At 70.0% G+C, this 13,632-nt stretch carries 11 protein-coding genes and 1 tRNA gene; 6 read left to right on the plus strand and 6 right to left on the minus strand.

All coding sequences use genetic code 11. From position 1 onward, the window contains the following. The first annotated feature begins 32 nt into the window (after positions 1-32). Positions 33-2,018 carry an RICIN domain-containing protein gene (locus tag G3I71_RS13385; protein WP_164314287.1) on the plus strand — a complete coding sequence of 662 codons (1,986 nt, stop codon included), beginning with the start codon at positions 33-35 and terminating at the stop codon, positions 2,016-2,018. A 94-nt stretch (positions 2,019-2,112) separates the two neighbouring features. Here the strand turns inward: G3I71_RS13385 and G3I71_RS13390 are convergent, their stop codons facing one another. Next, positions 2,113-2,364, minus strand: coding sequence for a DUF2277 domain-containing protein (locus tag G3I71_RS13390; protein WP_164314289.1), 252 nt, complete (start codon positions 2,362-2,364; stop codon positions 2,113-2,115). A 139-nt stretch (positions 2,365-2,503) separates the two neighbouring features. Between G3I71_RS13390 and G3I71_RS13395 the strand changes: the two genes are divergently transcribed. Next, on the plus strand, positions 2,504-3,448 hold the full coding sequence (locus G3I71_RS13395) for a ketopantoate reductase family protein (protein ID WP_164314291.1): 945 nt from the start codon (positions 2,504-2,506) through the stop codon (positions 3,446-3,448). Positions 3,449-3,569: 121 nt separating this feature from the next. After that, positions 3,570-3,911 (plus strand): hypothetical protein, encoded by a 342-nt coding sequence (locus G3I71_RS13400; protein WP_164314293.1) that lies wholly within the window; start codon positions 3,570-3,572, stop codon positions 3,909-3,911. Positions 3,912-3,929: 18 nt separating this feature from the next. On the opposite strand, the gene G3I71_RS13405 is transcribed toward G3I71_RS13400, so the two are convergent. After that, complete coding sequence (locus G3I71_RS13405; RefSeq protein ID WP_164314295.1) at positions 3,930-5,516, minus strand: serine/threonine-protein kinase; 1,587 nt, start codon at positions 5,514-5,516, stop codon at positions 3,930-3,932. Between the two features lie 159 nt (positions 5,517-5,675). After that, a tRNA-Val gene (locus G3I71_RS13410) sits at positions 5,676-5,750 on the minus strand. 222 nt (positions 5,751-5,972) lie between these two features. On the opposite strand from G3I71_RS13410, the gene G3I71_RS13415 reads away from it, so the two are divergent. Both G3I71_RS13415 and G3I71_RS13420 read left to right on the plus strand, forming a co-directional pair. Continuing rightward, a complete protein-coding gene (locus G3I71_RS13415; protein ID WP_164314297.1) occupies positions 5,973-6,752 on the plus strand; it encodes a DUF4097 family beta strand repeat-containing protein in 780 nt (259 codons plus the stop codon). A gap of 142 nt (positions 6,753-6,894) precedes the next feature. After that, entirely contained in the window at positions 6,895-8,337 is a 1,443-nt protein-coding gene (locus tag G3I71_RS13420) for a hypothetical protein (protein ID WP_164314299.1), read from the plus strand. Between the two features lie 86 nt (positions 8,338-8,423). On the opposite strand, the gene G3I71_RS13425 is transcribed toward G3I71_RS13420, so the two are convergent. The 3 genes from G3I71_RS13425 to G3I71_RS13435 all read right to left on the minus strand — a co-directional run bounded on the left by G3I71_RS13425 (position 8,424) and on the right by G3I71_RS13435 (position 13,276). Beyond that, positions 8,424-9,623, minus strand: coding sequence for an amidase domain-containing protein (locus G3I71_RS13425; RefSeq protein WP_164314301.1), 1,200 nt, complete (start codon positions 9,621-9,623; stop codon positions 8,424-8,426). Positions 9,624-9,753: 130 nt separating this feature from the next. Beyond that, the gene (locus G3I71_RS13430) at positions 9,754-11,049 is read right to left on the minus strand and encodes a hypothetical protein (protein ID WP_164314303.1); all 1,296 of its coding nucleotides are present in this window, start codon (positions 11,047-11,049) and stop codon (positions 9,754-9,756) included. Between the two features lie 46 nt (positions 11,050-11,095). Then, positions 11,096-13,276, minus strand: a complete 2,181-nt coding sequence (locus G3I71_RS13435) for a transglycosylase domain-containing protein (protein WP_239149129.1) — start codon at positions 13,274-13,276, stop codon at positions 11,096-11,098. Between the two features lie 121 nt (positions 13,277-13,397). Between G3I71_RS13435 and G3I71_RS13440 the strand changes: the two genes are divergently transcribed. Next, a complete protein-coding gene (locus G3I71_RS13440; protein WP_164314307.1) occupies positions 13,398-13,616 on the plus strand; it encodes a zinc ribbon domain-containing protein in 219 nt (72 codons plus the stop codon). Positions 13,617-13,632: the final 16 nt, after the last annotated feature.

Here is a 13,632-nt window from a genome sequence, read left to right on the forward strand (position 1 = left end):
AATCGCAACGCCGCGCCCCGGAAAGGAGCCGCATGTACCCCCCGCCGCGCTCATCCCTCTTCAGACGCACAGCGATACGCGCCCTCGCCCTGGCCACCGCGGCGACCGCCGCCCTCCTCTTCGCCCAGCCGCAGGCCGAAGAGGCCACCGCCCTCGGCGACACCGCCCCCGTCGCCGCCTCCACACGCCAGATACCGGTCCCCACCGCCCCCATGGGCTGGGCGTCCTGGAACAGCTTCGCGGCGGTCATCGACTACAGCGTGATCAAGGGCCAGGTCGACGCGTTCGTCGCCTCCGGGCTGCCCAAGGCGGGCTACAAGTACATCAACATCGACGAGGGCTGGTGGCAGGGCACCCGGGACAGTGCCGGCAACATCACGGTCGACCAGGCCGAGTGGCCCGGCGGCATGAAGGCCATCGCCGACTACATCCACAGCAAGGGCCTCAAGGCCGGCATCTACACCGACGCCGGCAAGGACGGCTGCGGCTACTACTACCCGACGGGCCGCCCCGCCGCCCCGGGCAGCGGCAGCGAGGGCCACTACGCGCAGGACATGCTCCAGTTCTCCACCTGGGGCTTCGACTTCGTCAAGGTCGACTGGTGCGGCGGTGACGTCGAAGGCCTCGACGCGGCGACCACGTACAAGTCGATCAGCGACGCGGTGGCGACCGCGTCCGCGACCACCGGGCGCCCGCTCACCCTCTCCATCTGCAACTGGGGCTACCAGAACACCTGGAACTGGGCCCCCGGCCTCGCTCCCCTGTTCCGGACCAGCACCGACATCGTCTACTGGGGCAACAACCCCTCGATGACGAACATGCTGTCCAACTACGACCAGGGCCTGCACCCCACCGCCCAGCACACCGGCTACTACAACGACCCGGACATGCTGATGGTCGGCATGACCGGCCTCACCGCCGCCCAGAACCGCACCCACATGGCCCTGTGGGCCATCTCCGGCGCCCCGCTGCTGGCCGGCAACAACCTCTCGACGATGACCGCCGAGTCCGCCGCGATCCTCAAGAACCCCGAGGTCGTCGCCGTGGACCAGGACCCGCGCGGCCTCCAGGGCGTCAAGGTCGCCGAGGACACCACGGGCGCACAGGTGTACGGGAAGGTGCTGGCCGGCACCGGCAAGCGTGCCGCCGTGCTCCTCAACCGCACCTCCTCCGCCCAGAACATCACCGTCCGCTGGGCCGACCTCGGTCTGACGAGCGCGTCCGCGACCGTCCGTGACCTGTGGAGCCGCACCAACATCGGCTCGTACGCCACCGGTTACACCGCCAGCGTCCCGGCCGGCGGCTCGGTCCTGCTGACGGTCACCGGCGGCACGGAGGCGGCGAGCAGCGCGTACGAGCCCGACTCCGCCGCCACCTACACCGGCGTGAGCGCGGCGAACACGGGTGTCGCGGTCGCCGACTTCACGTACACGAACAACACGAGCACCGCCCGGACGGCGACCCTCAAGGTCAACGGCCAGACGGCGACCACGGTGTCGTTCCCGCCGACCGGCTCGACCCCGGGCACGATCTCCGTCCAGGTCGCCCTGTCCAAGGGCACCGCCAACACTCTCGCCGTCACCAACGGCCCGACTCTGGGCACGCTGACCGTCCAGCCGGTCCCCGGCACGAACGGCAACCTGATCGTCGGCAAGCAGTCCGGGCGCTGCGTGGACCTCTTCAACAGCACGATCACCAACGGCACCCAGGCCGAGCTGTGGGACTGCAACGGCGGCTCCAACCAGGCGTGGACGTACACCTCCCGCAAGGAACTCGTGGTGTACGGCAACAAGTGCCTGGACGCCTACGACAGCGGCAAGACCAACGGCACGAAGGTCGTCATCTGGGACTGCCACGGCGGCAACAACCAGAAGTGGAACATCAACACCGACGGCACGATCACCAACGTCAACGCGGGCATCTGCCTGGACGCGTACGGCGCGGCCACGGCCAACGGTACCCAGCTGGTGCTGTGGGCCTGCGGCACGGGCGACAACCAGAAGTGGACGGTCGGTTAGAGGTTCGGTGGCCTCGGTTCACCGGCCCAAGGGCTCGGTGACTCAGAGGCTCAGCCAATAACCTCCCAGCCCAGCCCAGCCCGGCGCGCGTTCCTCAGGACGCGTGCCGGGCTGTCGTCGTACCACCGCCCCCACCCCCGCCACGCACCTCGATGCCGGCGAGCAGTTCGGCCGTGGCCGCCGCGATGACGTCGACGGCGTGTTCGAAAACCTCGCGGTTGTGGGCGGCCGGTGCCCGGAAGCCGGAGACCTTGCGGACGTACTGAAGGGCGGCGGCCCTGACCTCGTCCTCGGTGGCCTCTTCGGGGAGTACGGGCGGGCGGAGGGTCTTGATGCTGCGGCACATACCTCCAGTCTCGCGCGTACCCGGCGATCCGCGCCGCCCGCATGCTGAACGGGGAGTGCCCTACGTCCGTACCGGCTGCGATCATGGTCAGCGAAGCGGCCACCTGTCAGGGGCCGACCGATGAGAGGTTCGATCAGCCATGCAGACGGACACACCCGCAGGCGTACGCCAGGACACGCTCACCTTCGCCGTTCTCGGCCCCGGAGGCATCGGTGGCCTCCTCGCCGCCCTGCTCTCCCGCGCCGGTCACCGCGTGCTCTGCCTGGCCGGGGACGACACCGCGCGGACACTGCGCGAGGGCGGAATCCACGTCCGCAGCGGCCGGTTCGGCGAGTTCACGGCGAAGGTGGACACGGCGACCGAGCTGCCGGAGGCATCGGGCCCCCTCGGTGGAGTCGACGCCGTTCTCGTAGCCGTCAAGCACACGAACCTCGACGCGGCCCTGGAGCGCGTCCCGGCGAGGGCGCTGGGCGACGCCCTGGTCGTACCGTTCCTGAACGGCGTCGAGCACCCGGCCGCACTGCGCGCCCGCTACGGCGACGACCGCGTCGCCCCGGCCGTGATCCGCGTCGAGTCGACCCGCACGGCACCCGGCGTGATCGAACACGCGAGCCCCTTCGCGGAGATCGACCTGGCCGGCGACCCCGTACCGCGCGAGCGTCTCGACGCGCTGGCCGCCGCCTTCACGGCCGCCGGACCGGCCACCCGGGCCCTGCCCGACGAGGCGGCGGTGCTGTGGGCGAAGATGTCGTTCCTCGCCCCCTTCGCCCTGCTGACCACCCTGCACGGACTCCCGCTGGGCGACGTCCGCACCCGCCACCGCGACGAACTGACCGCCCTGGTCGAGGAGACGGCGGCGGTGAGCCTGGCCTGCGGCGGCCCGGCGGACCCCGCCCAGGCCCTGACCCGCTACGACACCTTCCCCCCGGCCACCCGGTCGTCGATGCAGCGCGACGCCGAGGCGGGCCGCCCGCTGGAACTGGACGCGATCGGCGGAGCCCTGCTGCGCGCGGCCGAACGGCACGGTGTGGACGTACCGGTGGCCACGCGGGTGGTGCGGGAGCTGGCAGCCGGGGGCCGCTGACCGCCCTCCGATGACCGCCTTCCACCGGCCATCCCGGCCCGTTCACTCGTTCGCGTGAAGACAGGGAGGAAGTCCCCGGAGGAACTCGCTTCTCAAAATCGAACAGGCGTACCATTACCGCGTGGCGACGACCTATGACTTCCCGAGTGACCTCCTGGCCGGTCAGGAGGAGCTGCATCAGGTCCGGGCCGAGCTGTCCGTCCTCCTGAAGCGGCTCCCCTGGTCGGTCGAGCCGCTGGACGGTTTCAGTGACACCGGCGGCTGGCGCAAGGTGGAGCGCCCCGCGTCGCCGGGCTGGTCGGCCGACGAACAGGCCGAGGTGGAGAAGCTGCGGCGGCGGGAGCACGAGCTCGCGGTGTTCGTGAGCGGCCACCGCTTCTGGGCCGAGGTCACGGGAGCGGACCGGGTGGACGCGCGCACGCGGCTCAAGCACGCGCACGAAGGCACAGAGGACGAGGCCTGAGGCCTGCGCGGCCCGGACTCAGGACGGCGGGGTGGAGGTTGCCGTCGACGTGGAGGTGGAGGTGGAGGTGGTGCGGAAACCTTCCCGCACCCGGTCGAAGACCGGCCGGTAGGTGTCCCACGTCTCCTCGGGCGCCGAGACATAGATGTCGTACTCCCGGCCGCCCTCCTGCCCGAAACCGAGCTCGATGGCGTGGAAGTCACGCGCCCGGCCCGTGAAGGTGAACTCCCAGACGGCGGCCTTCTGGCCGCGGTACGTCGTCCGCTGCAGATAGAGCTTGCGGTACTTGTCCCCGGGATAGTTGACCTTCGTGTTCGCCTCGATCTCCTTGAAGTGCGCCAGGGGATCGCCCGCGGGGTCCACCATGCCGATGGTGAGGCCGGCCAGCCCGGTCCCGTCGACGTAGACGACCCCGTCGGACTTCCGCTTGTCCAGCTTCCAGCCGTCCGGCACCGGGAAGGCGACACCGAGCGCCTTCTCCGTGACCAGGTGGTAGCCGTCGGGGACGGGCGAGGGCGCGTAGGCCGTCGGGGTGGGGCTCGTCGCCGAACCGGCGCTCTGCGTGTCCTCGCCGGACGAGTTCACGTAGTAGAGGCCGCCCGCGGTGCCCCCGGCGACCAGGATCACCGCGACCGCGCTCCAGAGGACGGTACGGCGCCCACGCCCGCCGCGTTCCTGTACAGGAGCCGCCTTCCTGGTGCCGGTCCTCCTCCGGGTACCCCCTGTACCGTCCGTCGCGGGTCCCGGCGTCGGCAGCGGAACGGACGCCGTCCACGCGCGCGGCACCGTGTCCTCGGTCACCGCCCGCAGCGCCAGTTCCGTCTCCTCGGCCGAGGGCCGCTCGGCCGGGTCCTTGGCCAGCAGGGCCGCGATCAGCGGCTCCAGCGGGCCGGCCTGCTTCATCGGCTCCAGGGGCGCCGTGACGATGGAGTACGCCGTCTCCACCGGCGTGAGCCTGCGGAACGGCGGCTGCCCCTCCACCGCCTGGTAGAGGGTCGCGCCGAGCGCCCAGAGATCGGAGGCGGGGCCGGGGGTGTCGCCCTGGATGCGCTCCGGCGCCATGAAGTCGATGGAGCCGACGATCTCGCCGGTCCGGGTGAGGGTGCTGGTACCGGTCGCCGTGGCGATGCCGAAGTCGGTGAGGACGACCCGGCCGCCCTCGCCGAGCAGGACGTTGCCCGGCTTGACGTCACGGTGCAGTACGCCGGCCTCGTGAGCGGCCCGCAGCGCGCCGACCATGCCCCGGCCGACGCGGGCGGCCTCCTCGGGAGAAACGGTTCCGCCGCTCTTGAGCAGGGCGCCCAGTGTGGTGGAGGGCACGTACTCCATGACGATGCACGGCAGCCCGTCGTCCTCGACGACGTCATGGACGACGACCACGTTCGGGTGCGCGATCCGGGCCGCGCTCTGCGCCTCGCGGCGGGTGCGCTCGTACATCAGGGGAAGTTCGTCGTCGGCGAACCGCGAGTCCTCGTGCAGACGCTTGAGCGCGACCCGGCGGTTGAGCATCTCGTCGGCGGCCAGCCAGACCGTGCCCATACCGCCACGGCCGATCTGCTCGGTCAGCCGATACCGCCCGGCAATCAGCCGTCCCTCGTCCGACACGTCCGACCTCTCTGCTCCCACCCGGCACTGCCACTCACGATATCCGGCACGAACACGGGGCCGATCCGAAGGCCGCGTTCACCACGCTTCGCCACACGAAACGGCCCCCCGGCGAAACCGCCGGGGGGCCACTCGTCACCTGGATCCTGCTATTTGCCCTGGTGGGCGCGGACGGTTTCGAACCGCCGACATCCGCCTTGTAAGGGCGGCGCTCTACCACTGAGCTACGCGCCCAGGACGAGTCGTCAGCCTACATTGCCCGGGGCACTGCCTCGCAAACCAGTATCCGCCCCGGAGATCACCGGCTCCGGATTCGGGGGTTTTCCCCCGTACAGATCGGGGAGCGACCCGGATGCCCCGCCGGGCGGCGGCTCCGTACGGTCGAAGAGTGTCGCAGGGCCGGCTCAACCGATCGCCGATCACCGGTCCCGTGTTCGCCTCAGGGGGAGTAGGACCATGGCCCGTTCAGCATTTCCGCGCACCCGTGTCATCGCCGTCGTCGGCGCGGTGGTCGCGCTCGTCGCCACCGCGTCGGCCTGCTCCTCCGCGGGGGACGACAAGGATCCGGAGCACCGTTCCTTCGCCCTGCAGGGGCGCACGCTCACCGTCGACTCGAACGAGTCCGGGCTCGACATCGTCGCCGCCGACTCCGGCAAGTCGGGCCGGATCGAGGTCACCCGCTGGTTCCAGGGCTCCGTCACCATGGGCAAGGACCCCAAGGTGACCTGGTCCATGGAGGACGACCGGCTCGAACTCCGGGTGAAGTGCTCGGGCGTGGTCGCCGACTGCTCGGCCAAGCACCGGATCGAGGTGCCTCGCGGTGTCTCCGTCGTCGTGCGGAACGGGGACGGGAAGGTCACCGCGCGCGGCTTCGACCAGGCCCTCGACATACGCTCCGAGGACGGCTCCGTCACCGTCGAGAACTCCACCGGCCCGCTGAAGCTCTACACCGACGACGGTTCGATCCACGCCCTCGGTGTGCGCTCCCAGCAGGTGCGGGCGCACTCCCAGGACGGCTCGGTGCGGCTCGAACTCGCCTCCGTGCCGGACCTGGTCGAGTCGAGCAGCGACGACGGCTCGCTCACGATCGAGCTGCCCCGGGAGACATACCGCGTGACGGCGGACTCGGACGACGGCTCCGTGAAGGTGTCCGTGCCGCGCGCCGACCGCAGTACGCATGTGGTGTCGGCGAAGACGCAGGACGGGAGCATACGGGTGCGGGTCGCCGGGGAGTGAGCCTCGTGGTGGCCCGGTGCGCACTCGGTTCGCGGCTGATCGTGACTGGGTACGCGCAGCGCGAACCGACCGGGCCGTGTGTTCGTCCTCTACCGGTGGGAGAATGAACCGGGCAGGGCAGATCACAGCACGGGAGAGGGAAGTGACGGCGACTACTTCTGAGCCGTACACGCCGATTGCGCCGCGCGCGCACCAGCCACCTCGCCGTTCGCCGCACCGCCCACCCGAGGCCTCTCGCAAGGCCTCTCTCACCGGCGTGCGCTCCGCGGCGCGGGACGCGCTGACGCTCGTACTGCTCCCGTTGCCGCTGCTCCTCGCCCTGCCCGCCGCCTTCGCCGGTGGCGGTACACGGCGGTGGTTCGGTGGGCGGGCCGAGAGCCAGCGTGCCGAGGCGCAGGCCGCGAAGGACGCCGCCGCCGCTGCCTTCTACGAACTGGACACCGCCCAGCGGGATCTGCGGATCTCGATAGAGACCATCAAGGCCGTCGACGACACCCCCGCCGCCCGGCGCGCGGTCTCCGACTTCGAGGGGCTCGGGCGCCGGATCGACGAGGCCAGCGGCCAGTACATCACCGCCATCGACGCCCACGATCTCGACCGCGACGATCTGGAGGCCTCGGCCGCCACCCACGCCCGGTCCGAGCTGACCCGGGCCAAGGAGGAGCTGGGGCGGGTCAAGCAGGACCTGGACCGCTTCGCGGACGGGCTCGGGCCGCTGCTCGGCAAGGCCGAGACCCAGTTGGCCCGGCTCGCGCCCTCCGTGGAGCGCGCCCGGCAGTCGCTGCTGGCCGCGTCGAACGCCCTGGACGCGGTACGGGGGTCGGGGCTGCGGGCGGACGACCTGGCCGCCCGGCTCGCCGCCCTCGGGCCGGAGCTGACCCGGCTCAACCAGGGCGCGGGACAGCACGGTGTGCCGGAGACGCTGGAGCGGGCCGACCGGGTCGCGCGCGAGGCGGAGGCGGTGCGGGCGGAGGCGGCGCGGCTGCCCGAGCGGGCTGCGGAGATCGATCACCGGCTGGTGTCGCTGCGTACTCGCGCCGAGGCGCTGACCACCCGGTCCGGGCAGGTGGAGCCGCTGCTGAGCGAGCTGCGCAGACGGTTCTCGGCGGCGTGCTGGCAGGACCTCCAGCACGTACCGGAACAGGCGACGGACCATGTGCGGCAGGCCGAGGCCAAGCTCAAGGAGGCACAGGCCGCTCGGGACGCCCAGCGCTGGCCGGACGCGACAGCGCTGCTGTCGACGGTGCGGGCGCTGCTGAACACCACCGACGAGGCGGTGTCGGCGGCCGGGGACCGGCTGCGGCGGCTGAACGCCGTACAGAAGGACCCTCGGGGCGAGATCGACCGGACGCGCTTCGCGATCCGGGACGCGCAGCGGCTGGCCATGTCGGGGCGCAACACCCCGGACCCGCGGGACGCCCGCCCGCTGGACGAGTCGGTGGCCCGGCTGGACCGCGCGATCGCCGGGCTGGAGGGCCGCCATCCCGACTACTGGCACTTCCTGACGGAGGCGGAGGCGGTACGGCACACGGTGGCCGGCGTGGTCAGCCGTATCCGCGAGGAGCGCGGGACGACCGCCCACTGAGCGCGCATCCCTCCTGGCGTACATCTCTCCTGCGGAGGCCCGCCGCCCGGCCCGGGAAAGGGCCGGAGCGGTGGGACCGGGGTGAATCAGGTGCGGTAGGCGTAGTAGTAGGCGTTCGGGTTCGACGCGATGATGCTCGCCACCGACCTGCGGTAGGTGTTGGCGGAGTGGTACGTCAGGTACGGCACGCCCTGCGCGCTGCGGTACGTGACGAACATCGTGTGGTCCTTGGACCCGTCCTTGTCGAAGTCCATCTGGAGCACGTCGCCGACGTCGAGCTGGTAGACGTACGCGAGGCTGGTGGTGCGCTTCGAGTTCTGGGCGAACCAGGACCACTCGTTGACGCCGACGAAGGAATCCGACTGGATGTCGGCGTTGCCGAACCACTTGGTGTAGTCGTAGACATAGCCGGGGGCGTGCTTCCAGCCGCCGGCCTTCAGGGACTGGCTGGCGAAGTTGGTGCAGTCGCCGCCGGCGCTGTGCCCGTTGAAGTTCGGGTAGGCCTTGTTGTAGGTGCTCCAGTACTTCTCCGCGTACGTGGCCATGGCCTTGTAGTCGTAGGCGCCGGTGGTGAGGTTCTTGGCCTTGGCCGGTGCCGTGCGGGTGGTGGCCGCGCGGGGCGCGTTGGGGGTGGTGCCGGCGGCGACCCGGGACGTGCCTGCCCTGGACACGACGGACGGCTCGGCCGGCTGGTTCACCGCGAGGTCGGCGGCGGCGTCGGTGTTCCGGATGCCCGTCAGCTGCCAGTGGCCGCGCGCGTCGGCGGTGAACGTCAGCGCGTGGTGGGCCTGGAAGCCGGTGGTCCCCGGCTCGTCGCCGCGGACCTTCTGGTACGTCAGGGTCGTGGTCTCGGTGACCGCGACCTCGGCCTTGGTGCCCCGCAGGCGGGTGCTGTTCAGGGTGACGACGGTGTTGGCCTTGCTGTACTTCTCGCCGAGCGCCGAGAGGCGGTCCTTGCGCCTGTCCAGCGAGGTCAGTGCGGCGTTCTCGCTGCGGGCCAGTGCGGCGGACAGCTTGACGTCACCGGAGAAGACGTTGGTCAGCGGCTTCTTCCGGTTGCCCTGCGCGCCGTCGACGAGCGCGTCCGTGCGGTCGGTGAGGACCGCGTCGGCCAGGCGCTGGAAGGTGGCCCTGGTCTGCTGGTCCACGATCGGGGCGGCGGAGCGCGCGGTCGCCGCGCTCGCGCTCGCGACCGGCAGCAGCGCCGCTCCCGCGGCGACCGAGGCAGCCGCCGCGACGACTATGGCGGCGCGGCTGCGCGTACGGCCCATGTTCCTTGACTTCACGAATGTTTCCCCTCTTGCCCCGGCGATGGGGGATGCCGGGTTGTGGAATTTTTGCATGCCATGTGGAGCTCCCGTGAACGGGGATACCCTTTGCAGGCAAGGGAGTTGACGGACCGTCACATACCGGCTGTCACTTCACGACCGTCGACCAGTCCGGCGACTGCGCCGGGTCCAGGCCGCGCAGCCGCTCCAGCGTCGCGGGGGTCTGCACGTCGAGCCAGTCGGCGAGTTCCTTGAAAGAGACGCACTTGACGTCCTTCTTCGTGCACATGGTCGCCATGACCTCGTCGACGGCCTTCATGTAGATGCCGCCGTTCCAGTTCTCGAAGTGGTTGCCGATGAACAGCGGGGCGCGGCTGCCGTAGTACACCCGGTCGAAGCCGGCCATGTAGGAGGCGACGGTCTCCTGCTGCCACTTCGGGTAGTTGACCGCGGCCCCGTCGGTCTCGCCCTCGGACTGGTTGTAGAGGAAGTTGAAGTCCATGGACAGGCCCTGGTAGTCGCCGCCCTCGTACGGGAGCATCTGCAGCGGGAAGTCCCAGATGCCGTCCTTCTTCTTCGGCCAGATCTGGAAGTCGCCCGCGGAACTCGCGTCGTAGCGCCAGCCGTAGCTCTCGGCGGCCTTCAGCAGGTTCTTCTGGCCCTCCAGACAGGGGGCGCGCCCGCCGGTGACCTCCTTCTTGATGTCGAACGGCAGCGGGGCGAGGTCGGTGTAGCCGGTGTTGGTCTTCCACTTCTGCACGAAGGAGAAGAACTGGTCGATCTCGCTCTTCCACTCGGCGACGCTCCAGTCGCCGCCGCCCTTCTCACCGCAGAAGTGGCCATTGAAGTGGGTACCGATCTCGTTGCCCTCCCGCCACGCCTTGCCGAGCTCCTCAAGCGTGGTGCGGATGTGCTCGTCGGTCGCGTAGCTGATCGCGGCCGACCCCACGGGGTGCTGCGGGGGCTTGTAGAGGTTCGCCTTGCTCTTGGGCAGCAGATAGATGCCCGTGAGGAAGAACGTCATGTGGGCGTCGTACCGCGCGGCCAACTCCCGGTAGTGCTCGAAGAGTTCGTCGTCGCCCGCCAGTGCGCCGTCCCAGGAGAAGACGACGAACTGTGGCGGTTTCTCACCGGGCTTGAGCGGCACCGGCTTCAACCGGCCCTGCTGCGGGCCGGTGTACGAGGTGGAACCGTCCCCCAGGACCTTGGTTATGCCGTCCCACTTCGGTTCGTCGGTCGCCTGCGCGGAGGCTTTCGCGGTTCCCCCGGACCGCACGGAGGCTGTCGGCGCGGTGTGGTCGGTGCGGCCCAGCATCAGGTATCCGGCGGTCAGGGACGCCATGGTCAGGGACGCGACGACGAGGTACGCCGCGAGCCGCGGGCGGCGGCTGACGGGCGGAGGCGTTGCCGGGGCCTTGCGACGGCGGCCCGACGCTTGTCTCATGTGCTGCTCATTTCGAGGGGGGGTGGGTTCCTGCACCGTCCGGTGGTCAGCCGAGCGGGCTCATGGCACCCGACCAGATGCCGTACGGAACGCTGTCGTCGTCGGTGCCGGCAAGGCCCTTCAACGGCAGCGGTTCGAGGCTCTTGGCCAGGTCGATGCGGTAGACGACGACAGCCGTGGACACGAACTTGTTCGTGCCGACGAACCAGGAGGCGGTGTCGCCCGGGGTGGTCCCCGCCTTGCCGGCCACCTTCCCGTCGGCGGACGCGGCCGCGACGGGGTGGGCGGTGCTGAAGGCGTCGGTGAGCGCCGAGGTGACCTCCTCGGCCACGTCGGCGCCGATCGCGCGGGTCGGGGTGGGGGTGTCCAGGGCGATGCCGGCTCCGTTGCGGGTGATCCTGCGCACCGAGTAGGGCTCGGTGCGCCTGCCGCCGGCGATGAACGTGGTGTAGCCGCCGGCCATGCGGATCGCGCTGGGCGTGGAGGTGCCCGTCGAGAGGGCCGGCACCTGCGCCCCGATGCTGGCGGGCAGCAGTCCGGCGGCCTCCGCGGTCGCGCGGACGTTGTCCAGGCCGGTGTCCATGCCGAGCTGCATGAACGGCGTGTTCACCGACAGCTCCAGCGCCCGGTGCAGGGAGATCTGCCCGTAGGACAGGTCACCGTCGTTGCTGGCGGCCACCTTCTTGCCGCTGCGGTCCCAGTAGGGCCCCTCGGGCGTGGTCACCGGCACGTCGTCGTTGCCGTCGTACAAGGTCTCCCCCGTGACACGTGTCGCCTCGTCGTCGCGGCTCTCGTGGACGCCGTGCTCCAGGCCGGCGGCGTAGACGAACGGCAGGAAGGCCGAACCGGCGGGGACGGTGGTGGAGTTGGACTCGTTGTAACCCTGCGTACGGTGGTCGGGGCCGCCGTAGACGGCGAGGATCCGGCCGTCGGCGGTCACCGAGGCGGCGCCGTAGTGTGCGGTCTTCGCGGCCTTCGGATCGTCCTTCAGCGCCTGCTTACGGGCTTTGGCCACGGCGTCGGCGAGCTTGCGCTCCCGGTTGCGGTCGAACGTCGTGTAGACCTGGTAGCCGCCGAGGTCGAAGTCCTTGTCGGAGATCCCCCCGGCCTTCTTGGCGTACTGCGAGGCCACTTCCACCAGGTAGTCGGTCTGCTCACCGGTGTCGTACAGCGGGTTGCTCTTCAGCGGCTCGGGGAACTTCGTGTACGTGGCCCGCTCGGCCTTCGTCAGCCTGCCGATGTCGACCATCCGGTCGAGGGTCCAGGACCAGCGCTCCACGGCGCGGGCACGGTTGGCGCTGCTCAGGGTCGGGTCGTACAGGCCGGCGCCCTTGAGGAGGGAGGCGAGGAACGCGCCCTCGCCTGCGTCGAGTTCGCTGACGTCCTTGCCGTAGTAGGCCTGGGCGGCACGCTGGATGCCGTAGCAGCCGCGACCGAACCAACTGGTGTTGAGGTAGCCCTCGAGGATGTCGTCCTTGCTCATCCGATTGTCGAGCTTGAGGGAGATCATCGCCTCGGTGAACTTGCGGCTGATCGTCTGGTTCTGGTTGAGATAGACGTTTTTGACATATTGCTGGGTGATGGTGGATCCACCCTGGGTGTCACCCTGGCCGACGGTACGGAAAAGGGCGCGACTGATGCCCTTGAGCGAAATGCCGGAATCGCTGTAGAAACTCGCATTCTCGGCGGCGAGCACCGCCCAGCGGACGTCCTCCGGTATCTCCTTCAGCGGCATCGCCTGCCGCTGCACCCAGCCGGTACGGGCCATGGGCGTCCCGTCGGCCCAGAAGTACACGTTGTCCTGCTGGGTGGCGTACGTGTTGAGGTTGTCCGGGATGTCGGTGGCCGCGTAGGCGATGCTCAGGAGCAGGCAGGTCAGCCCCACGGACGTCAGTACGCCCCCCAGCCACTGGCGCCAGGAGGGTATCCAGCGCCGCCAGTCGGCACGGCCTGGCCTCGGATACTTCGGCGCATGGGACGTGACGAGGGCCCATATTCGGGCACGGAGCAGGGGAAGGGATATTCGGCGGGCTTTACGAGCCAATCGGGCTTTACGCCTGTTTCCCGACCCGACTTCTCCCGTTAAGGGAGATTCTTTCCCGTCGCCGGGAATGTCCAGGTCCGATATGCGCAAATACAGAGTGACGTCCGATTCATCCGGCTCCTGGGTCACGACACACCCTCCGCACTCCGTGCAAATCCTTGATTCCCCGACCTCACGGCTCATCGCGGCATAGACAAATTACCAGCGAGCTTCGCAACTTCTCCACATAGGGAATGAACAGAAAGGATCACCATCGAAACCGTCGGGCTCCGCGCGGCGAGCAATTGGGGACTAATCTGTCCGCATGCCTCGCTACGAGTACCGCTGCCGCACGTGCGGCGACACCTTCGAACTCAGCCGCCCGATGGCCGAGTCGGCCGCCCCGGCGGACTGCCCCGCCGGTCATGACGACACCGTGAAGCTCCTGTCGACGGTCGCCGTCGGCGGCTCGGCGTCCGCACCGGCGTCGGCGCCGCGCGGTGGCGGCGGGGGCGGCTGCTGCGGCGGGGGCTGCTGCGGCTGAGGGCCCGCGCGGCGGG

The organism is Streptomyces sp. SID12501, assembly GCF_010550245.1.
In the GTDB taxonomy this organism is placed as follows: domain Bacteria; phylum Actinomycetota; class Actinomycetes; order Streptomycetales; family Streptomycetaceae; genus Streptomyces.